The organism is Streptomyces sp. NPDC006510 (assembly GCF_040611955.1).
In the GTDB taxonomy this organism is placed as follows: domain Bacteria; phylum Actinomycetota; class Actinomycetes; order Streptomycetales; family Streptomycetaceae; genus Streptomyces.
Window position 1 is genome coordinate 1 of sequence record NZ_JBEXPH010000143.1, and the last position, 20,000, is coordinate 20,000.

The following is a 20,000-nucleotide window of genomic DNA, read 5'->3' on the forward strand; positions in this document are numbered from 1 at the left end:
TCTTCAGGAGTCCACACAACCCCCGATGATCACGCGGTGGCCGTACGCGTTCCCAGCCGGGTCTACCAGCATCGCGAAACCAGACTGGAGTACTAGTACGGCAGGTAGTAGCTGAGCAGATCTGCCGTGACCGGCGGGAAGAGCGCCCGGAACAGTTCCTCGTCCCTCGCGTAGACGTCGGGCCGAATCCGGGTCAGCCCCTCCATTCCGTGCGGGCCGAACAGCAGGGCGGCCAGGTGGTCGGGGGCCACCGCGGCGCCGCCCACGGCTCCGGGTCCCTGCATCGCGCCGCCGGTGACGACCTGGCCCAGACCGTCGGCGTGGACCGGGATCCGGTAGTGGGCGCCGAAGGTGGAGATGACGATGTCCCGGCCGGTGCGGTCCGGCCCGTTCACGGTGAGGCGGTGCCAGAGCAGCGGCCGCAACCGGTCGAGCAGCGCAGCGGGGTCCGGGATGCGGACGTAGTACTGCTCCGCCTGCCGGGGAGCTTCGTGGTCGAGCAAATCCTGCCAGGCGGCGGCGGTCACGGTGCCGGTTCGGTGGACCGCCCGCACCTGGCTGTCGGGGGCCAGAGCGGCGACACCGCGGAGCAGTTCCCGTGCCGACGCCTCGTCGAGTGCGGCGGCCTCGGCCAGGAGCACCTGGTCGTCGGGGGGCGTGGTTCGGCCGGTGGCAATGACGGTGTCGGCGTGCTCAAGAACCCAGAGGTTGCTCGCCTGCGGTGCGCATGGTGAGTGCGGGCGGGATGTCGATGGCGTACTCGTAACCGAACAGCCGGTAGAAGTATGGGATCCCGATCAACGCCTGAATGACATGGCCGCGGGCGGCGGAGCGGTCGTGGGCCCATCGCATCAGTGCCCGGACGAGTCCGCGTCCTTCGTATTCCCGGTCGGTGGCGACCAGTTCGACCTGCCCGGCGGGCAAGCGCACGCCTCCGATGCGTACCTCTTCGTCAAGGAGTGTTGCGGTGGAAACGACCCGGTCGCCATCGACGACCACGGCGCAGGCGGACCAGCCGGCGTCGGGGTCGGTAACGACCAGCCGGTGGTCGAGAGCGTCGGCCGGATCACCGCGTCGGGCGAGGAGGGCGCCGATCTGGTCGAGATCAGCGGGCCGCGCCGCGCGCAGGACGAGGCCGTCAGCCAGTGGGAGGGGTTCGGAAGGCGCGGGAGGTGCTGAGGATGCGGGTATTGCGGTCACTGTCGGACTATTTCAGCGCCCGGGACGCTGCGTCCATCGTGTTTTCACCAGGTCATGGCATCGTGGCCCGGGAACCCGCAGTCTCGTGAGACGAACGCCGAGGAACGAGGGTACCGCCGTACACCAAGGCGGTTCGAGCCCGTCGCGCGGGCGAAGGGCAAGGACAGCGCGATCTTCAACAGCCCGTCCGGTGCGTGGTGCCACTGGGGTTCTTCGCTCTCCCCTGTCGACAGGTGCCCGGGCTGGATGTCCTACGGCTTCGCGCCGCCCGCTGCGACGTGGCGGCAGCCCCCGCGAACACGAACCGGCTTGCGCGCGGTGTCATGGTGCGGCTCGGGCGCGGTGTCTACGTACCGCGTCGCGATTGGCGCACCGCTGGGAGCAGTAGCGCTGCCGCCCGGTGCGGGAGGTGTCGGCGAAGATAGCCCAGCCGCGCCGTCCCGCAGGACAAGCACCCGCATGCCTCGCTCAGGTCGCAGCTCGGCGACCGGCTACGGATGCTCCGCGAACCGTCCATGACGAAGATCATGCTGTCCGGGGCAAGTTTGGTCTCGGTGCAGTGCGGCATAGGCATCCTGCCGGTGCTGTACCTCCACGAGACGGCGTCCGTCGGCGCCGGCACGGCGGCCCTTGTTCTGGTGGTGGCTCAAGGGGCGGGCGTCGTGGGCCGTATCGGTCTGGCCGGCTGGAGCGACCGCAGCAGCTCCGGACGGTATGTCTCCGTCATGACCTGCATGGTCGCCGTGATCACAGGAATGGCGGTGCTGATGACGCCGCTGGGCCGATCACCGTTGATCGCCTGCTGCGTACTTGTCTGGCTCGGACTCTTCGGATTCGGCTGGTACGGCCCGTGGGTCGCGTACGTGGCCGAATCGGCTCCGCCGAGCAGGACCGGCTTCGCCCTCGGTCTGGCCATGTCGGTCAACCAGGTCGCCATCGTCGTGGTGCCGCCCGTCCTCGGCCTGCTCAAGGACCTCACGCACAGCTTCGAACCGGCCTGGGGACTCCTCACCGCGATGACCGCAGTTGCCCTGATCGTCTCGACCCGCGCAGAGCGCAGGCGTCGCCACGGGCCACATCGAACCGGGGCAGTCACCACACGCTCAGGACTCGACACAGCCAGGAAACGCTGACGCTCCGGCCTCCGGTCCCACCGCCGACTGCCCGGAACGCGGGGCCACATCATGCCCCATCTGATACCAGGTGCCGGTCCGCTTCGACGCGGGATCCAGATCAATGCCTCAGAGTTCGCCCACCGGGTGCAGTTGGGCGAACTCAGCGGCGAGCATGCCCATCATGACGAGATCCTGATGCCGTCCGGCAAGAAACACGTGGTCACGGAGGCGGCCCTCCTCGACGAATCCGAGCCGGCGGTGAAGTGCCAGCGATGCCTCGTTGTGTGCGTAGCGCAGCAACAGCAGTACGGCTTCCGCCGCGTAGCCATTGCGCCGGTGATCGGCGCCGATCGTGATGCCGTACTCGAACCAGCCCGAACGCGGGTCGGCGTGGTACGAGCCCACTGCCCCGACGGTTTCCCCCGTGCCCGCGGCTTCGATCGCCAACTGGAAACAGTCGCCGCCGGAATCGGCGACGGCTTGCTCCCTCGCCCGGGCACGATGGCTCTCGGCGGAACGAGGCGGGTTCAGCAGGTCCCCCAACCGCTCCTCGTCCTCGGCGAACCGCATGAACGCGGTCCAGTCGTCGGGCTCGATGCCGCGCAGGCGTGTCCGTTCTCCCGTCCAGTACGAGGTCATCCCGGCATCGAATCATGCACCGGGATTCGGCGTCCAGGGCCTTCATCACCAGCCGCGATGCCCCCTGACCAGGTGCTTCGTGGCGGTCCTGGTGACCAGCGCGGTCTTCCTCCCGCTGCGTTTGGGGGACTTGTCTGTAGGGTCGCGTTCATGAGCGTCGAGGTGGAGGTCGTCCGCGAGGCGACCGACGAAGTGGTGGAAGCAATCGCTCGGCTGCTGCCCCAGCTGTCGAGGACGGCCGGTATGCCCGACCATGAGTCGGTGGCCCAGTTGTTGCGCAGTGACGCCAACACCCTGCTGGTGGCCAGGATCGAAGGCCGAGCGGTCGGCATGCTGACTCTGATCATGTTTCCGTTGCCATCGGGCCTGCGGGGACGCATCGAGGATGTCGTGGTCGACGAAGCGGCCCGAGGTCATGGAGTGGGAGCGGCATTGACGGAGGAGGCACTCCGCCTGGCCGAGGAAGCCGGGGTTCGGACGGTCGACCTCACCTCGCGTCCGTCCCGCCAGGCTGCGAATCGACTGTACGAGCGTCTGGGATTCCAGGCCCGCGATTCAAAGCTCTACCGCTTCGTTGTGCAGCAGTAGGGAGTGGAGGGAAATGGGGAGGCCGGCGCCCCGACCGGGCTCGCTTGCACGCCCGGTCGGGGCGCCGGTGGCGCCGTACGCCGCCCTCGACGGATCTACTGCGTGGGCTCAAGCCACTGAGGTCACGCGCCGGCCAGCAGCGCCTCCAGCGCGACGGCCGTCTCCGGGTGGCGACCGGCCAGTGCCACTCCTGCCGGGCCGCCGGAATCCGCCGTCTCCCACGTGCCGTCGCAGCCCAGCAGACCGGCGACCGCGTCGCACGTCGCGGGGTGTGCGGCAAGCAGCGTAAAACCGCTGCGGCCTTCCCCGTGGCGTACCGGATGCACGGCTGCCGGCTCCGGCTGCGCCCGCCACGGTGGCACCCACGAGTCCAGCGCTGCGAGCCGGCCCGGGAAGGTCCGCCCGGCCTCGCGGATCAGCAGGGGTGCCAGATCCGAGCCGCCCGATCGCAGAGTGGTGATCAGGGTCGGCAGCCACGGGAGGAGCACCGGGTCCGGCAGCCGTCCGAACGCGTTCGACACCGCCTCCACCACGAAGTCCGTGAGACCCGGGACGGGATCCAGCGCGTGCACGAAGCCGCTGAGATAGCGCGGATAGGCGGGCACCACCAAGGGATTGCCCAGCAGTTCGTCGCACCTCGCCCGAAGGTCCGCGCGGGAGAGGTGCCCGAGCTGCACCTGGGCCGCCCACAGCAGCGCCGTCTTCGACGACTCCTCCGGATGCGACTGGACCACCGCCAGTTCCAGCTGGGTCCGATCGCACCCCAGCGACAGCGCCAGGCTCTCCATGCTGAACAGAAAGCCCAGCATGGCAGCCACTTGGCGGACGGTGGCGTCCTCGTCGGTGAACGCCGTCGGCAGCAGGGTGCAGTAGTGGGCGTATCCGGTTTTGACGAAGGACTCGATCCAAGGCGGCAGCACCGGCTCACTGGTGCGGTAGTACGCCAGCAGCCTCCGCACTCGGCGCAGTACCTCCGGAGCGCCGTCGACGCTGCGTTCGGCCGACAGCACCTCCAGGGCGTGTGTGCCCAGTTCGTCGGCGAGGCGGCGGCTGCGCAGGTACAGCGTCGCGTCCTCGACGGCTTCCAGGACGGTGGCCGTGGTGGCGCGCCGGTCGTACGCCGTGCGGCGCAGTCGCTGTTCCAGGACCTGCTCGATGCTGACGCCCTCGTAGCCGAGCTCGATGAGCGCACGCTGGTAGGTGCCGAGCGCGAGGTCCCACGACTCCTGGATCGGCCGCTCGCCCAGTTTCCGTTCGCCCATGATCGGGCGGGCGGCACCCTGCGGCATCAGGTAGCGCAGCATCCACAACGCGTCGGAGCAGCGCTCCAGTTCCGGCTGGGAGGTGATGTCGAGCAGTGCTCGTTGCACACCGCTCTGCTGGAGCTTCAGGCCCAGGGGCGCGAGCCGGTCGTGCACGTCGCGGGCCAGGGGCGGCAGCGCGTCGTAACCGACCTGGCCGACCCGGTCGCCGCCCATCATGATCTCCACGAGCCGCCGCACATCGCGCCGACCGGGCACGGTGTCCTTCTCGATGCAGGTGACGGCGGCGTCCTGGAAGTCGTACGGCGTCGGCCTGGCCCGGTCGCGCATTCCGGCGAGCAGGATCGACGTCTCGAACACCGCGATGGCGTCGGCGGTGGAGGCGAGGTAGCCGTTGCGGCGCGCGGCGCGCACGATCTCCACCGACCAGCCGAGCAGTTCGGCCTCGTCCAGCCGGTCCAGGGCGGGCGGCTGCTGCAGAAAGCCGGTCAGCTTGTCCGAGGGCGGGACCGCCGGTACGGGCCCCACCGCGGCCGCGGCCTTCTTGGCCCTCGATTTCTTCGTGCCCGCCTGTCCGGCCAGGCGGTAGGGCTCCACGCGCGTGCGCCGGAGGTTTTTCGCCCACACGGTCGCGGCGATCGACACCGAGCCTGCGGCGAGGCCGAATTGTGCCTCGATCGCCGCATGGCTGGACGGGATCAGACCGTGCTGCCATGTGGTGGCACTGAGCGGGCTGATCTCGAAGGTGTCCGTCCCGTGGACGCCGAACTCCTCTACGCGGCTGGCCGCGTGGAAGGCGCCGCAGACGTAGAGGCAGTCCGCGGGATCGGCACCGGTCGCGGCCAGGTGTTCGCGCATCCTGGTCCACATGTAGCGCTCGCGGTCCTCGTCCACGCGGACCCGGTGGGGGTCGCCGGGTGCGAGTCGTCGGAAGAGGCTTCCGATCAGGAGCATGACCTGGCGGTAGGTGTCGTGGTCGCTGTCGCCGAGCGGCAGCTCGACGTACTGGTGCCACCACTCCGACCAGTGCCGCACCTTGCCGTGGCGCAGCAGATGCTCCTCCAGCTCGGCGAAGCGGGGTCGCAGGTCACCGATCTCCACGCCGACCGCATCGCCGTGCAGCGCGGCCTCTTCCTCGGCGGGGGGTGCGTCCGGGTCGGCCGGCTCGGCGGACTCCGTTCCGCGCGTGTCCCACTGGAAGACGTGGTCCGATGAGCGGTCGACGAGGACCAGCTCGACGCCCGGCGTGTCCAGTGCGTAGGCAATCGCCTGGTACTCGGCGGAGGCCTCGGTGATCGGTGCGACCACCGACAGCGGGGACCAGTCGGCCGGGAAGCCGTCGACCTCGGTCGCGAACGACTGGACCGCCACCGGGAGCTTGCAGTTGCGCAATTCGGTCAGCAGCGGCGCCATGTCCTCGCACAGCTCCAGGTACACGACCTTGGGCTGCTTCTCGCGCAGCCGGCGAGCCATCGCGATCGCCGAGGCGGGCGAGTGATGGCAGACGGGGAAGATCTCAAGGGGCTCGCGCACTGCGTGGTCGACGTCGTCGACGATGCCGAGGAGGATGCCCTCCAGGGCGTCGGGCCCGTCGGCGAACGTCGCCGCGGCCTCCTGAAGCTGAGCACGCAGTCCTTCGAAGGTCCCCTCGTGGGTGCTGCTCATGACAGGGTGGCGATCGCGTCGCGGCCGCCCTCCAGGAACTCCGGCCAGGATCCGCCCTCTTCCTTGCTGCGCGGCTCGACGACACCGTGCAGGTACTTGTTGAGGATGGCCAGGTCCTCGGGCTCGCGCCGGGCCAGTGACCCGACGAGCGAGGAGGCCAGTGTGCGGGCGGTCAGGGCGCGCTCGCCGAAGAAATTGCTGTGCAGCACCGCGTCCTCCAGCACACCGATCTGCTCCGCGGTGGACAGCGCGGACTCCAGCTTCTCGTCGTCGCTGCCGGCCGCGGCCGCCGAGGCACGCAGGTCGGCGAAGCTCTGCAGCAGCACGTCGAGCAGCGTCGGCGGCACCTCCAGTTCGATCTGGTGGCGGCGCAGCAGTTCCTCGGTGCGGAAGCGGACGATCTCCACCTCGCTCTTCTTGTTCGTCACCACCGGGATGCGGACGAAGTTGAAGCGGCGCTTGAGCGCAGAGGACAGGTCGTTGACACCGCGGTCGCGGCTGTTCGCGGTGGCGATGATCGAGAAGCCGGGCTTGGCGAAGACGATGCTGTCGCTGTCCAGTTCGGGAACCGAGATGTACTTCTCGGACAGGATCGAGATCAGCGCGTCCTGCACATCACTGGTGGAGCGGGTGAGTTCCTCGAAACGGCCGATCGCGCCGGATTCCATCGCGGTCATGATCGGCGAGGGGATCATCGATTCCCGTGACTGGCCCTTGGCGATGACCATCGACACGTTCCAGGAGTATTTGATGTGGTCCTCGGTGGTGCCGGCCGTGCCCTGCACGACCAGTGTGGAATTGCGGCAGATCGCGGCGGACAGCAGCTCGGCCAGCCAGCTCTTGCCCGTGCCGGGGTCACCTATGAGCAGCAGTCCGCGGTCGGAGGCGAGCGTGACGATGGAACGCTCGACGAAGCTGCGGTCGCCGTACCACTTCTGCGAGATCTCCCGGTCCAGGCCGTCGGAACGCTCGGAGCCCAGGATGAACAGGCGGACCATCTTCGGGGACAACCGCCAGGAGAAGGGCTTGGGGTTGTCGTCGATGGATTCGAGCCACTCCAGTTCCTCGGCGTACTTGATCTCGGCGGGGGCGCGCAACAGGTCGGACATGACAGTGCCTTTCTAAGCGAGGAACGTCTTGAGCTCGTGGACAAGCTTGCGGATGTGGCCGGAGAGGACCGGTGTGCCGAGGTCTTTGAAGCGTTCGCGGAACCACGGGTTGACGCTGCCGCGGCCGGAGCTGGTGACCGAGCCGACCGGGATGAACTTGGCTCCGGAGCGGTGAATGGCGACCATGCTCTCGAACAGTGGCTCGGTCTGCCATTCGTAGAAGTCGGAGATCCACACCACGACGGTGTTGCGGGGCTCGGCGATCTTCGGCTGGGCCAGTGCCATGGCGACCGTGCCGTCGGTGCCGCCCCCGAGGTTGGTGCGCAACAGGGTCTCGAAGGGGTCGTGCACCCACGGCGTGAGGTCGAGCGCCTGTGTGTCGTACGCGATCAGGTGGACGTCCACCTTCGGCAGGCCGGCGAAGATGGACGCCAGGATGGTGCAGTTCACCATCGAGTCGACCATCGAGCCCGACTGGTCCACGACGACGATCAGCCGCTGGGGTGTCGTCTTGCGGACGGTGTGCCGGTAGTAGAGGCGGTCGACATAGAGCCGCTCCTCCTCCGGGCTCCAGTTGGTGAGGTTCTTCCAGATCGTGCGGTCGAGATCGAGGTTCCGGAACACCCGCTTGGGCGGTACGGAACGGTCCAGGGCGCCCACCGTGGCCTTTTCCACCTGGGTGCGCAGTACCTCGGCGACCTCGTCGACGAAACGGCGGATCAGGTCCTTGGCGTTGGCCAGGGCCACGCCCGAGAGGTTGTTCTTGTCCCGCAGGAGCTGCTCGATCAGCGACATGCTCGGGGTCAGCTGCGCGGCGAGCTTGGGGTCGGCCAGCACCTCGCGCAGGTGCATCCGCTTGACGAGATCGGCCTCGATGCTGCCGAGTTCCGGGCCGATCGCCGGAATCAGTCGGCTGAGATCGGGGCTCGTGCCTCGGCCGCCGGTGCCGGTCGGGCTGACGCCCGGCCCCGCGGCCCTTCCCCCGGCGCGGCCGCCACGCAGCTCGCCGGGCTTGCAGCCGAGCGCGCGCTCCAGCCAGCCGGCGTCGGACTGCCAGCGCGCCAGCTGTCCGGCGGTGACCGTGCCCGAGCCGGAGGCGAAGACGTTGAGCAGCACCTTCGACACCAGCGCCGCCCGTCGTACCTCGGCGGCCCGGTCGCGTGCGTCAGCGGCCTCGGAGACGGAGTCGGGGTCGGGCGCCATCAGGCCGTCGAACTCGGCGGCCAGCTCCGGGTGGCGCTGCACGATCGAGTCGACAGAGGCCTGTGGGTCCAGCAGCGCGGAGGGCAGGCCGATGTCCTCGACCACGGCGAGGCTGGCGGATTCCAGCGTGCTCTGTTCCTCGTTGTCGAAGAGCCGGGCGAGGAGCCGCCAGTACAGGACCTGACGACGGTTGTCCTGGGAGTCCGCCTCCGGCGTCTGCGGAGGCTGAAGGCTCTGGGAAGTCTGCGGGGTGGCGTTCTCGGCTGTTCGTGCCGTCGTTTGCTTGGTCATTTCCGCAGCAGCCTCCCCGCACGTTCCCGCAGCACGGCCACGGCGTCGGTGGCGGCCTTCTCGGCCTTGACCCCGGCCTTGTCGGTGGTACCCCCGGCCCATCCCCCGGCGTGGATCGCGACGGGCTTCTTCCGTACGGTCGTCTCGACGGCCAGGGGCTGGACGCGATACGTCCCGTCGTCCCAGCGGAGCAGTCCGATGCACGCGCCGGATGCCGCGACGGCGTCGGGGGTGAGCGGTCCGGCGGTCGGAATGCGGTCGGTGTCGACGACGAGAGGGCCTCCGGGGAGGGTGAACGTCAGTGCGTCGTCGTCCTTGTGGGCGGCGTAACCCTCCAGGAACACCGGGACGGCGATGCGTGCCGGATGCCGGTCCAGGGGTGCGGTCGCCGCGTCGGTGGCGGTGGGCAGGGCGACGCGGGCGGTGGCGAAGGCGTCGGCCGGATCGCCCCGGCGTGCGTGCTCGTCGCTCCAGACCAGGTCACCCTGGGCAGTGAGCGGCATGTCGGTGAGGTCCATCGAGCGGCCTTCGCCGACGGCTGCCAGCAGCGACATGTGCGGGCGGAGCAGCTGCCAGAGGCCTGCCCCGACGACCGTGTCGGGCTTCGGCACCGCTACCCCGGCACGCACCAATCGGGGCGTGGCGCCGTCCGCGGGCTCGAACACCGCGTGGACCTGGGCCTGTACGGCGGTCGCGTGTTCATGGACATCGACGCCGAGGGGCAGGAGGCGGCCGGTGGCCGTGCCCGTCACGGACAGGTCGGCCGCGCCGGGCACCGTCAGAAGCAGCGCGCGTGACCACAGGTCGGCCCAGCGGCGAGCCGGAATCCGTTCCAGTGACACGCCCGGGCAGGATGCGGCAAGTTCGGCGGCGAAGCCGTCGAGGAGCGTCGCCGGGCGGCGCAACGCTGGGTCCGGAAGCATCGCGGAGACGACCGGCGTCGCCCCGGAGACCACGTCGTGGTCGATGCCCTGCCACCCGGAGCGCGCCAGATCGGAGAGCCAGGAGCGGGCGGCGGCGAGCAGGTTCGCCGCCTGCTGTCCGGCGGGCGCCGGAACGGCCTCCTTTTCGCGGGGCCGGCCGGTCGCCTCTTCGATGCGGGTCATCAGTGCGTCGTGGACGGAGCCGAGAAGTGCGGTGCGGGCGGCGGCGAGGGCGACGAAGTGGTCCTCGCTCGCGGCTCCGGCCGCCGCCTTCTCGGCGGCCTCGGCGACCCTTGCGGCCAGCGGGGTCCCGGCGACCGCGTGGGCGAGTCCTGTCAGGCCGGCGGTCTGGGCGGGTTGGGGACGGAGCAGGCCGGCGACGAGCGCCCGGTCGAAGCCGTCGACGGCTGCCAGGGCTTCGTCGAGTCCGGTGATGGTCTCCGAGAACAGGTCGGCACGCATCACGCCACCGCCCTGGTCGACGGGAACCACTGCAACTCCGGCAACGGTGTCGTGGTCGGGGTGAGTTCCAGGTAGGCGAGGTGCCGCAGGAACCGGCTGAAGACGGGCGCGGCGGCCTTGGCGTCCCCCTGTGGTGGACGTGCGTCGCACATGCCGGTGGTGATGGTCTGCGCGCTCGGCTCCCCGTCCGCGATCTCGACCCGCAGGTAACGGGCGACGCGCTCGGCGCCGTACTGCAGCACCGCCTCGTTGATCAGGGCCCGGATGTGATTGCAGAACGACCCCCGCGCGCCGCCGCAGGGCCGGTTGTTGTTGGTGCTGCAGGCGAACGTGTACGTGCCGGCGGCGACCGACGACACGTAGACCCGCCCGATGTCCGAGCCGCTGGACACCACACCCTGCAGACGTCCGTCGGCCAGCTCGACGAACGGGACTTTGGCCAGTTTGCGCGGTCGTGCGGGTGCTATCACCCGTGCCGTGCTCGACCTCTCCCAGTCTGACAACGCACCACTCCTATGTGCACCAAGGCGACTTCCTCGCCACATCGGCAGGACACGACCGAACATACCTACGGGCACTGACATTGGCGGCCGCGGCTGTGGTGGGAGGTCCGACATCGCCGGATGTACGGAGTGACCGGCTGCGCGGCCGCAGCCGTCGAACTGCGGCCGCGCAGCGGGCAGGCGTCAGAGAGTGTGTGCCGATCCTTCGGGGGTCCCGGCTCCGCCACCCGAGGGCGGGGAGTAGAACGGGATGGTGACGAGGTCGTACTGAGGGCACGGTGTCGTGATGCACTGCTTCGGCGACGGCACACAGATGTGCCCGGCAGGCGTCATGACGTCGGCACAGGGGCTCGCCTGTGGTGCAACGGAGCCCGCCTGTGGCGCGACGGTCTTTTCTCCGGCGAGCGCCGGGCTCGCGATGGTGAGGGGCAGGGCGGTGAGGGCGACCGCCGTGGCGGCACGCAGCAGGTTCTGGATCACAAGCAGCAGAGATAGCCGCACCCGGGCGCGGTGTCGCACCGACGGTGGGGTCAATCACCCGTACGGTTCGCGAGGTTCACCACCGGAACGCATTTCCTATTTCTTGAAGGCGGTCAATACCACCGCTCCTCCGTCCGCCTTCTCCCCCGGGGCCTCAGAGGAGAAGGCTGAGAAGATGCCCGCAGGCAGTCCGTTCGCTCGGGTGCCGGGCGATGACCTCGTAGGTTCCGCGTTCGTACGCACCGGTCTCCCACACCCCGTCGGATGCCTGCCGCAGAAACAGGAAGTCCGTGGGGGTGGGGACCGGTTCGTGAACGCCCTCGATGCGGTAGTACCCGTCGGGCACGCCCGCCCGGCTCAGCGTCGCGTACAGCTCCCGACGGTCCACGCCGAAACTATGCGTCGGTAGACGTGAGGTAGTCGTGCTCCAGGAGCCACTTGACGTTCAGCCGCTGTCCCTGGCCGGGGTCGAGGAAAACCGCGTCCAGCTTGATCTGCTGACCGCCTCCCGGCTGCTCGAACCACGGGGCGATACTCCCCTGCCACACCCAGAAGGGCTTGGCCACCTTGTAGACGCGGTAGTCACAAGCGACGGCCGCATCACGGGTGTTGAGGTTCTGCGGTGGCAGCGCGCGCTCCGCGTACGCGTCACCGACGGGCGCCAGATAGCCGCCGTACTCGGAACCGAAGCGGTCCAGGCGCTGGCCCGGGCGCAGCTTCGTCGGCTCCTTGTCGATCTGCCCGTTGACCTCACCGAATCCGTCATTGGGCGGGTACTTCCAGCTGCCGGTGTCCGCGGGGCCTTCCCAGTACTTCTTCAGGAAGGCCTGCGGGGACAGGGCTCCGGTGCGCTTGTACCCCTTGAGGAGCGGGCCCACAGGGGCCAGCTGGTTGTTCGGAAGCCACTTGGGGCCGAGTCGGGCATCGCCGCGGAACTCACCGGTGCAGGGCTCGTGGCGGGCCGGGAAGGCAGGCGACCGGTCCTCCGGCTTCGCCGAGGCGCTCGCGGCAGGAGCCGTGATGAGCCCGGCGGTGACGCCGAGCACGGCAAGTACGTTGCGCATGCGGTTCATTCAGAAGTCCCCTCGGGTACTGATGATCAATCGCGGTAACTGACAAAGCGTAACCGTTCATTCACCCACCGCGTCCGTGCCGTGCCGCTGCGATCCGGACATCCTGCCGGGGACGCCGGGGAGGGGTTGCCGGTCCGATCACCGGGACGCACTCGATGGTGAACTCCGGGTCCGCAAAAGGGACTTCGGCCTGTCGTCAGAGCCTGTTCTCAACCCAGAAGCCGATGACGCCCGCCAGGGCGGTTCCCGTGCCATAACAGATACCTTTCAGTAAGTGTGACAACGCGGCTCCGCGTTGGGCACGCGTCCAGTCGCGGAGCCGGTCCCGGAGGCTCGGCGGTAGCGGTGGTGAAGGGTCTGACACGGTGCTCATGGGTCGTCCTTGTCTTCGGCGGGGAATGGGCACAGGGGCCCGGCCCGCGGTCGGTCGGCGGGCGAAAGACGGTGGTGTTGGTGTTCCCGTGCGCGGGACCCACTGTTCTCGGGGTCCCGCGCCGACGCTGCGCCGAGGTGAGGTCAGCGAACCGGTTCAGTGCCTCACGAGGGCGTGAGGGAGCCTGTCGTAGGTAAGGAACTGACGAAGTTCGGCTTCCATCGGGATGCGCAGTGCGAAGTCCCGGCCCAGGTGGTTGCTCCAACGGACGGGCTGCGGCAGGTCGTCGGCGCGGTAGCCGAGCATGCGGGCGAAGGCCCGCCAGACCCGGGCGTCGGGCGGTGTGCCGACCGCCGCGTGGTGGGCGGCCAGCAGGTGGGCGGCGATGGGGTCTCCGGCGCCGGCTGCGAAACCCCACCAGTAGAGGGCGCTCTCGTGGCGGTCGATGGTGTACAGAAGGCAGGCGAATGTGCGCGCCCCCGCCTGGTCGTAGTAGGTGTCGAAGGCCAGGAGGGTGTCGATGTCATTCGAGCAGAGCACCGTCTCGCACACACTGCGCACGTGTGCCAGCACCGCGGAGGGATGAGCGGCGGCGTCGGAGGCCACGATGGGAGTGGGACGTCGGCGTGGCCGATTGCGGGGGCGCGGTCGCGTGGAGGGATGGGGCGGGGTGCCGTAGGACGGCGGCGCGTATCCCGGTACGGGTGCGGCCAGCGGCGGAGCGGGCTCGGCCGAGTCGGGTGTGCGCACCCGCGGGGGCCGCGAGGCGTCTTCGGCGATGCGCAGGGCCAGTCGGCGCATGAAGTCGTCGGTGTCGTGGGTGCTGAGCATGTCGTGGAGCACCTGCGCTTCGGCGCGCAGGGTTTCGTCGAGCATCAGGAATCCCCTTTCCCCGTTTCGGGGAGATCCATGAGATCGTGCAGCTTCTTCCGGCCCAGGTGAGCGTTGCCCTTCGCCGCGCCTCTCGTGATGTTGAGGTATTCGGCGATCTCCTCGAAGGTCATCCCCGAGAGATAGTGGAGCCTGACGCAGTCGGCCTGTTTCGGCGCCCGCTTCTGCAGTTCCGCCAGAGCGTGATCGAGGGACTCGTAGCCGCGCAGTGTGAGGATGTCGTCGACGGTGACGGCACGGTTGTAGGCGGCGGAGTCGGTGCCGACCGGGATCTCGCGTTCGGCGTGGCGGGCGCGGCGCCGGTAGAAGTCTGTGATCTTCGCGTTCAGGATGGTGTAGGCCAGAGCGATCGGGTTGGAGTGGGCCTCGATGCGGATCCACTTGCGGTGCATCTGTATCGCCGCGTCCATGAGTGCGTCGTCGGCGTCCTGGAGATTGCGCAGACGTGTCATCGCCACTCGCAGGAATTCTTCCTTGTGTTGGCGGAAGAACGCGGTGAAGGCCTGGTCGAGCTCGGACTGACGCGCCTCCTTCTCGGGTGAGTCGGTCACGGAGCCTCCTGGTGAAGGCTGTCCGGGACCTCTCCGGCCGGGCACGGCCCGGTAACCGCCCGGCCTCGGGCGGGCTGTGGGTACTGCGATGCCGAGGAGCGCACGGCGGAGCGCCGTACGCGAGCCTGCGAGGCGATGCGGGTGATCCGGCGCGTGCTGCCGCCGCCCGCTTCGGTCAACCGGTAGGCGCCGGGAGTGACCAGCGCGTACCAGGCCCTGAGGAGCCTCACGGACCCTCCTTCGTTCAGGTTGTTCTGGAGCGCGTCATTGCGGACCAGCTGGATCGGTACGTTCTCACCACTCCACCGACCGCTACCCCCATTCGGGTTAACCGACAGGCACATGTTCCTAGCGCATAGTGATCGACCTGACGCTTACTCAAAGCCCTGACCTGCATACTTAGCGCAGTCGAGTGACACATGTCACAGGCGTTACTGGTGTGCACGCCGGTGTTCGCCACCCCGAGCCAGCCCGGTCGCCACCTGCACCGATACGGTCCTTCCATCATTCGCGAACGTGATCTTGAGGGCTTGATTGCCCTCGCGAGGCACTGCCCCCGTGAACGGCGCCGGCACACGCAGGACTTGCCGCACGGTTCCATGAACGCGCGGCAGGTCCTGCGTGTGCTGGGGCTGGCCGGATCTACTCGGCTGCGGCCGTCGCGGCCTCGACAGAGGCCTCCGAGCGGCCGATCGAGCAGACCAGAGCGTTGTCCCTGACGTCGGCGACGATGGTGTCGCCCGGCTCCGCTTCGCCGCTCAGCAGCAGGGAAGCGATGCGGTTGTCGAGTTCGGTCTGGATCGTGCGGCGCAGCGGGCGGGCCCCGAACTCCGGCTGGTGGCCGTGCGCGACAAGGAGTTTCTTCGCCGCCTCGGTGACCTCCAGCTCCATGCCCTGGGCTCGCACCCGGCGTTTGCTGCGGTCCAGCATGAGGTCGACGATGCGGCCGAGGTCATCCTTGTCGAGACCGTGGAAGATGATCGTCTCGTCGACGCGGTTGAGGAACTCCGGCGGGAAGTGGCCCCGCAGGTCGCCCATGAGGTCGTCGCGGATCTCGGAGACATCTCCCTTGTGGGCGAGGATGCGCTGGGCACCGATGTTGGACGTCATGATGACGACGGTGTGGCGGAAGTCCACTGCTCGCCCCTGTGCGTCGGTCAGGCGTCCGTCGTCGAGAACCTGCAACAGCGTGTTGAAGACGTCCGGGTGGGCCTTCTCCACCTCGTCGAACAGGAGCACGCTGTACGGCTGGCGGCGTACCTTCTCCGTCAGCTGGCCGGCCTCCTCGTGGCCGACATATCCGGGCGGGGCGCCGACGAGCCGCGAGACGGTGTGCTTCTCCTGGAACTCGCTCATGTCGAAGCGGGCCATGCGCTTCTCGTCGCCGAAGAGCAACTCGGCCAGCGCCTTGGCGAGTTCGGTCTTGCCGACACCGGTGGGCCCGAGGAAGAGAAAGGAGCCGACGGGGCGGTCGGGGTCGCCCATTCCGGCTCGGTTGCGGCGCACCGCCTGCGCGATCGCGGTGACCGCCTCGTCCTGGCCGACCACACGGGAGTGCAGCGCCTCCTCCAGCTTGAGAAGCTTCTCCTTCTCGCTGGCGGTGAGCTGCGTGACCGGGATGCCGGTGCGGCGGGAGACGACATCGGCAATGTCGGCGGTGGTGACGTCCATGACGCCCTCACGTCGTTCCTCGACACCGGCGAGTTCGGTCTCGGTCTCCGCGATCTGCAGTTTCAGCCCCGAGGCCCTCTCGAAGTCCTCGGACGCGACCGCTTCGTCCTTCTCCCGCTTCAGTTTGGCGAGCTTGTCCTCCCGGGAGACGACCTCGGTCGACCTGCCGAGCGACCGCAGCCGCACCCTGGCGCCCGCCTGGTCCATGAGGTCGACGGCCTTGTCCGGCAGGAACCGGTCGTTGATGTAGCGGTCGGACAGCTCGGCCGCCGCCACCAGGGCGTCGTCGGCGAAGCGGACCTGATGGTGGGCCTCGTAGGAGTCCCGCAGGCCCTCCAGGATCTGGATGGTCTCCTCGACGGTCGGTTCCGGCACCATGACGGGCTGGAAGCGGCGCTCCAAGGCCGCGTCCTTCTCGATGTGCTTGCGGTACTCGTCGATGGTCGTCGCTCCGACGACGTGCAACTCACCGCGCGCCAGGGCGGGTTTGAGCATGTTGCCCGCGTCCATCGCGCCCTCGCCGGAGGCCCCGGCACCGACCACGGTGTGCAGCTCGTCGATGAACAGGATCGTCGAGTCCGCGGCGGCACTGACCTCGTCGATGACGTCCTTGAGCCGTTCCTCGAACTGGCCGCGGTACTGGGAGCCTGCCACCAGAGCGGAGAGGTCCAGGGCGATCACCCGCTTGTCCTTGAGGGTACGGGGGACGTCCCCGGCCACGATGCGCTGGGCGATTCCCTCCACGATCGCGGTCTTGCCGACACCGGGCTCACCGATCAGCACGGGGTTGTTCTTGGAGCGCCGGGACAGGACCTCCACGGTCTGCTCGATCTCCTCGGCCCGGCCGACCACGGGATCGAGTTTCCCGGCCTTCGCCTCCTCGGTCAGGTCACGTCCGTACTGGTCGAGCGTGGGTGTTCGGCTGGTTCCGCCCGTCGGGGTGCCCTCGGCCCGTGCCGCGTTGTCCGCCTCGCGCCGCAGCCTGCCGGTGTCCGTGCCGTACGCGGTGAGCAGTTTGGCCGCACCGGACTCCTGCGTGTCCAGCAGCGCGCCGAGGATGTGCTCGGGCCCGATGTAGGAGACTCCGGCTGCCTGTGAACGCTCGTAGGCCTGTAGCAGTACGCGTTTGGCGGCGGGTGTCAGGCTCGGCTCGGCGGACGGAGTGGCGCTCTCCCCCGGCAGGGCTTCCGCGATCCGTTTGCCCAGCTCGTCGGGGTCCACCCCGGCCTGTTCGAGCAGGGTCCGGGCCGGGTCCACCTGGGTGGCGGCCCACAGCAGATGTTCGGTGTCCAGGTCCCGGCTGCCGTCATCGGTCGCGCGCGTGGTCGCCCGGCCTATCAGCTCACGGGCCGATTCGGTCAGCAGCCGTCCGATGGGAACCCGCTGCACCTGTGGCGGTGAGGACCCCGGGGACATCCCGAAGAACCGGTTGAGCAGTTCGGAGAACGGGTCCGGGCCGCCGAAGGAGCCGAAGGAGGACATGGTCATGGTCACCGTCCAGTGGATGCGGGTGGAGGGAAGGGCGAGCGGGTTGCCGGCCGGGGTCGCCCTGCGCCGGACACGGGCGTGGGGTGCCCGGGGCTCACGGATCATCGAGGTCGCCTCGTGGCCCCGTTGGCAGGTGGTTTCACTAGACCAACGCCTACTCCGGCACGCAACGGCGCGGACGATCACGCATCTCCCCCGCTCGTCGCGCACCACGGCGTCACGGACTTCCCGGCCCGGGGACGAACCTGCCGGGAATCCGCCGTTCGGGTGACATCCGGACCGACGGCCCCGTACCGCGCGGGCGGGGACCCGCTCATCTTCGCGCTGGTGGTCGGCGCCTTCCACGGGCTGTGGTGGGGGCTGGCGGTGGCCCGTGCCTCCTACGCGCTGCGCCTCGGCGTGATCGTCGAGTACCGCACCGGGCGCGGCGAGCCCGGCAGCGGTAAGCGCACCCGCACCTCGCCCTCCGGGCGGCTCGAACGCGCCGCGGACACCACAGAGGCAGCCGCCCTGCTGCCGGCCGGGGTAGTGCTCCCCGCGATCGCGCTGATCGGGGCGGTGGACGGCCGCTCCTGGACGAGCGTCGTCGACGAGGACACCGTCACAGTCGAAGATCACCAGTTCGACAGGGCTCCGAGTCACGATTCCGAGCAGTGCCAGGCCGCGCTCCCGCTCTCCCGGGCGTTTCCCGCGCAGGAGCCGTTCAGTTTCGGACATGCGGAGGGTGGCTCTACCCCCTTCCCGGAGGCAGCGTGCCCGTGAATCCGCGCTCGGCCATCGCGTCGTAACCGTGTTGTGTGCACCGCCCCGGCGGTCTCGCGTCGGCCGCACCCGTTGATCGCTGCCGCGCAGAGCGGGGCGATGGACCATAACTGACACATCGTCAAATATTGACCCTTCGCACCCTTCACCTTTGGCGCGTTCTATTTCCGGATTTCTACGTGCTTGTCAGTGTCATACGCCACGCTGGACACATACCGCCCAACACCGGCTTGGAGGCCAGTAGTGGACGCCCAGGACCTTGCGCAGCTCGCCGACAAAGAGTTCGAGCAGATGCTCACCTCGAACATCCACCCGCCCACCCGGGACGCCAGAACATGGGCGGCGATCACCCACCCCGACAATCTGCCGCGCGCTCGGAAGATCCTCACGCATGTCCACGAACGCACCGCGAGTGTCCTGCGGCGCCGGAAGACCGAGCGCGAGGAGTTCCGCGTCCAGTGCTTTGCCCGGGGCGAGGCCGGGAAGCGCGAATGGTTCGCCACCCGGGCCGAGTTCGAATCGCTGCGACGCCGCACCGCCAACTTTCACCAGCGTGTCCAGCGAGCCATCTCCGAGCTGGCTCATGTAAAGGTAACGCAGAGAACTGAAACATCTAAGTACCTGCAGGAAGAGAAAGTAAAAACGATTTCGTAAGTAGCGGCGAGCGAACGCGAAGAAGGGCAAACCAAGAAGCTTGCTTCTTGGGGTTGTAGGACTGCAACGTGGACTTAAGCATTATAGTCGAATAACCTGGGAAGGTTAATCAAAGAGGGTAATAATCCCGTAGACGAAATAGCGCTTATACCTAGCAGTATCCTGAGTAGGGCTGGACACGCGAAATCCAGTTTGAATCCGGGAGGACCATCTCCCAACCCTAAATACTCCTTAGTGACCGATAGTGAACCAGTACCGTGAGGGAAAGGTGAAAAGAACCCCGAGAGGGGAGTGAAATAGCACCTGAAACCGTGTGCCTACAAGAAGTTCGAGCCCGTTAATGGGTGAGAGCGTGCCTTTTGTAGAATGAACCGGCGAGTTACGTTATGATGCGAGGTTAAGTTGAAGAGACGGAGCCGTAGGGAAACCGAGTCTGAATAGGGCGACTTAGTATCATGATGTAGACCCGAAACCTAGTGACCTATCCATGAGCAGGGTGAAGGTGTGGTAAGACGCACTGGAGGCCCGAACCAGGACACGTTGAAAAGTGTTTGGATGACTTGTGGATAGCGGAGAAATTCCAAACGAACTGGGAGATAGCTGGTTCTCTCCGAAATAGCTTTAGGGCTAGCGTCGAAATGTAAGTGTATTGGAGGTAGAGCACTGTTTGGGTGAGGGGTCCGTCTAGGATTACCAATCTCAGATAAACTCCGAATGCTAATACACATGTTCGGCAGTCAGACTGCGAGTGCTAAGATCCGTAGTCGAAAGGGAAACAGCCCAGACCAACAGCTAAGGTCCCAAAATATATGTTAAGTGGAAAAGGATGTGGGGTTGCACAGACAACTAGGATGTTAGCTCAGAAGCAGCTATCATTCAAAGAGTGCGTAATAGCTCACTAGTCGAGTGACCCTGCGCCGAAAATGTACCGGGGCTAAACATATTACCGAAGCTTTGGATTGATATTTTATCAATGGTAGGAGAGCGTTCTTAACCGCGATGAAGGTATACCGTGAGGAGTGCTGGAGCGTTAAGAAGTGAGAATGCCGGTATGAGTAGCGCAAGATAAGTGAGAATCTTATCCACCGTAAGACTAA

18 protein-coding genes, 1 rRNA gene and 1 pseudogene (1 of these 20 running past the window's edge) are annotated in these 20,000 nt (G+C 67.7%); 4 read left to right on the forward strand and 16 right to left on the reverse strand.

Going from position 1 to position 20,000, the window contains the following annotated elements; genetic code table 11:
* Positions 1-92 precede the first annotated feature (92 nt).
* The 3 genes and pseudogenes from ABZY11_RS31795 to ABZY11_RS31805 form a co-directional block, all read right to left on the reverse strand.
* On the reverse strand, positions 93-641 hold the full coding sequence (locus ABZY11_RS31795) for a hypothetical protein (RefSeq protein ID WP_356482462.1): 549 nt from the start codon (positions 639-641) through the stop codon (positions 93-95).
* A gap of 52 nt (positions 642-693) precedes the next feature.
* Complete coding sequence (locus ABZY11_RS31800) at positions 694-1,200, reverse strand: GNAT family N-acetyltransferase (protein ID WP_356482463.1); 507 nt, start codon at positions 1,198-1,200, stop codon at positions 694-696.
* A 321-nt stretch (positions 1,201-1,521) separates the two neighbouring features.
* Positions 1,522-1,623: pseudogene (locus ABZY11_RS31805) on the reverse strand (CGNR zinc finger domain-containing protein); the annotation flags it as partial.
* Between the two features lie 92 nt (positions 1,624-1,715).
* Between ABZY11_RS31805 and ABZY11_RS31810 the strand changes: the two are divergent.
* On the forward strand, positions 1,716-2,333 hold the full coding sequence (locus tag ABZY11_RS31810; protein WP_356482464.1) for an MFS transporter: 618 nt from the start codon (positions 1,716-1,718) through the stop codon (positions 2,331-2,333).
* A gap of 108 nt (positions 2,334-2,441) precedes the next feature.
* Here the strand turns inward: ABZY11_RS31810 and ABZY11_RS31815 are convergent, their stop codons facing one another.
* Positions 2,442-2,954: a GNAT family protein gene (locus ABZY11_RS31815; RefSeq protein ID WP_356482465.1), complete on the reverse strand. Its 513-nt coding sequence runs from the start codon at positions 2,952-2,954 to the stop codon at positions 2,442-2,444.
* A gap of 150 nt (positions 2,955-3,104) precedes the next feature.
* Here ABZY11_RS31815 and ABZY11_RS31820 point away from each other — a divergent pair, with 150 nt between their 5' ends.
* A complete protein-coding gene (locus ABZY11_RS31820) occupies positions 3,105-3,542 on the forward strand; it encodes a GNAT family N-acetyltransferase (RefSeq protein WP_356482466.1) in 438 nt (145 codons plus the stop codon).
* Positions 3,543-3,664: 122 nt separating this feature from the next.
* Here ABZY11_RS31820 and ABZY11_RS31825 read toward each other — a convergent pair whose 3' ends face one another.
* The 12 genes from ABZY11_RS31825 to ABZY11_RS31880 form a co-directional block, all read right to left on the reverse strand.
* Positions 3,665-6,469, reverse strand: a complete 2,805-nt coding sequence (locus ABZY11_RS31825) for a hypothetical protein (protein ID WP_356482467.1) — start codon at positions 6,467-6,469, stop codon at positions 3,665-3,667.
* Entirely contained in the window at positions 6,466-7,578 is a 1,113-nt protein-coding gene (locus ABZY11_RS31830; protein ID WP_072484794.1) for an AAA family ATPase, read from the reverse strand. The genes ABZY11_RS31825 and ABZY11_RS31830 overlap by 4 nt, the downstream gene beginning before the upstream one ends.
* 12 nt (positions 7,579-7,590) lie before the next feature.
* Positions 7,591-9,072, reverse strand: a complete 1,482-nt coding sequence (locus tag ABZY11_RS31835; protein WP_356482468.1) for a VWA domain-containing protein — start codon at positions 9,070-9,072, stop codon at positions 7,591-7,593.
* On the reverse strand, positions 9,069-10,487 hold the full coding sequence (locus ABZY11_RS31840; protein WP_356482469.1) for a hypothetical protein: 1,419 nt from the start codon (positions 10,485-10,487) through the stop codon (positions 9,069-9,071). The genes ABZY11_RS31835 and ABZY11_RS31840 overlap by 4 nt, the downstream gene beginning before the upstream one ends.
* A complete protein-coding gene (locus ABZY11_RS31845) occupies positions 10,457-11,002 on the reverse strand; it encodes a hypothetical protein (RefSeq protein ID WP_356482477.1) in 546 nt (181 codons plus the stop codon). The genes ABZY11_RS31840 and ABZY11_RS31845 overlap by 31 nt, the downstream gene beginning before the upstream one ends.
* Positions 11,003-11,143: 141 nt before the next feature.
* Positions 11,144-11,461, reverse strand: coding sequence for a hypothetical protein (locus ABZY11_RS31850; RefSeq protein WP_356482470.1), 318 nt, complete (start codon positions 11,459-11,461; stop codon positions 11,144-11,146).
* A gap of 133 nt (positions 11,462-11,594) precedes the next feature.
* Positions 11,595-11,828, reverse strand: a complete 234-nt coding sequence (locus tag ABZY11_RS31855; RefSeq protein WP_356482471.1) for a hypothetical protein — start codon at positions 11,826-11,828, stop codon at positions 11,595-11,597.
* A 7-nt stretch (positions 11,829-11,835) separates the two neighbouring features.
* A complete protein-coding gene (locus ABZY11_RS31860; RefSeq protein WP_356482472.1) occupies positions 11,836-12,513 on the reverse strand; it encodes a TNT domain-containing protein in 678 nt (225 codons plus the stop codon).
* Between the two features lie 529 nt (positions 12,514-13,042).
* Positions 13,043-13,762 carry a hypothetical protein gene (locus ABZY11_RS31865; protein ID WP_356482473.1) on the reverse strand — a complete coding sequence of 240 codons (720 nt, stop codon included), beginning with the start codon at positions 13,760-13,762 and terminating at the stop codon, positions 13,043-13,045.
* Positions 13,762-14,328 (reverse strand): sigma-70 family RNA polymerase sigma factor, encoded by a 567-nt coding sequence (locus ABZY11_RS31870; protein WP_356482474.1) that lies wholly within the window; start codon positions 14,326-14,328, stop codon positions 13,762-13,764. Before ABZY11_RS31870 ends, ABZY11_RS31865 begins: the two co-directional genes overlap by 1 nt.
* Positions 14,325-14,558 carry a hypothetical protein gene (locus tag ABZY11_RS31875; RefSeq protein WP_356482475.1) on the reverse strand — a complete coding sequence of 78 codons (234 nt, stop codon included), beginning with the start codon at positions 14,556-14,558 and terminating at the stop codon, positions 14,325-14,327. The genes ABZY11_RS31870 and ABZY11_RS31875 overlap by 4 nt, the downstream gene beginning before the upstream one ends.
* Positions 14,559-14,970: 412 nt before the next feature.
* Complete coding sequence (locus ABZY11_RS31880; protein ID WP_356482478.1) at positions 14,971-17,487, reverse strand: ATP-dependent Clp protease ATP-binding subunit; 2,517 nt, start codon at positions 17,485-17,487, stop codon at positions 14,971-14,973.
* Positions 17,488-17,754: 267 nt separating this feature from the next.
* On the opposite strand from ABZY11_RS31880, the gene ABZY11_RS31885 reads away from it, so the two are divergent.
* Together ABZY11_RS31885 and ABZY11_RS31890 are read left to right on the forward strand one after the other, a co-directional pair.
* Positions 17,755-18,249, forward strand: a complete 495-nt coding sequence (locus ABZY11_RS31885; RefSeq protein ID WP_356482476.1) for a hypothetical protein — start codon at positions 17,755-17,757, stop codon at positions 18,247-18,249.
* A 471-nt stretch (positions 18,250-18,720) separates the two neighbouring features.
* A 23S ribosomal RNA gene (locus tag ABZY11_RS31890) occupies positions 18,721-20,000 on the forward strand (it continues 1,564 nt past the right edge of the window).

Excerpts from the sequence above, each read along its gene's own strand:
- ABZY11_RS31810 (WP_356482464.1), top strand. The coding sequence starts at position 1,716 with ATGACGAAGATCATGCTGTCCGGGGCAAGTTTGGTCTCGGTGCAGTGC.
- ABZY11_RS31815 (WP_356482465.1), bottom strand. The coding sequence starts at position 2,954 with ATGACCTCGTACTGGACGGGAGAACGGACACGCCTGCGCGGCATCGAG.
- ABZY11_RS31820 (WP_356482466.1), top strand. The coding sequence starts at position 3,105 with ATGAGCGTCGAGGTGGAGGTCGTCCGCGAGGCGACCGACGAAGTGGTG.
- ABZY11_RS31825 (WP_356482467.1), bottom strand. The coding sequence starts at position 6,469 with ATGAGCAGCACCCACGAGGGGACCTTCGAAGGACTGCGTGCTCAGCTT.
- ABZY11_RS31830 (WP_072484794.1), bottom strand. The coding sequence starts at position 7,578 with ATGTCCGACCTGTTGCGCGCCCCCGCCGAGATCAAGTACGCCGAGGAA.
- ABZY11_RS31835 (WP_356482468.1), bottom strand. The coding sequence starts at position 9,072 with ATGACCAAGCAAACGACGGCACGAACAGCCGAGAACGCCACCCCGCAG.
- ABZY11_RS31845 (WP_356482477.1), bottom strand. The coding sequence starts at position 11,002 with ATGTGGCGAGGAAGTCGCCTTGGTGCACATAGGAGTGGTGCGTTGTCA.
- ABZY11_RS31860 (WP_356482472.1), bottom strand. The coding sequence starts at position 12,513 with ATGAACCGCATGCGCAACGTACTTGCCGTGCTCGGCGTCACCGCCGGG.
- ABZY11_RS31865 (WP_356482473.1), bottom strand. The coding sequence starts at position 13,762 with ATGCTCGACGAAACCCTGCGCGCCGAAGCGCAGGTGCTCCACGACATG.
- ABZY11_RS31880 (WP_356482478.1), bottom strand. The coding sequence starts at position 17,487 with ATGACCATGTCCTCCTTCGGCTCCTTCGGCGGCCCGGACCCGTTCTCC.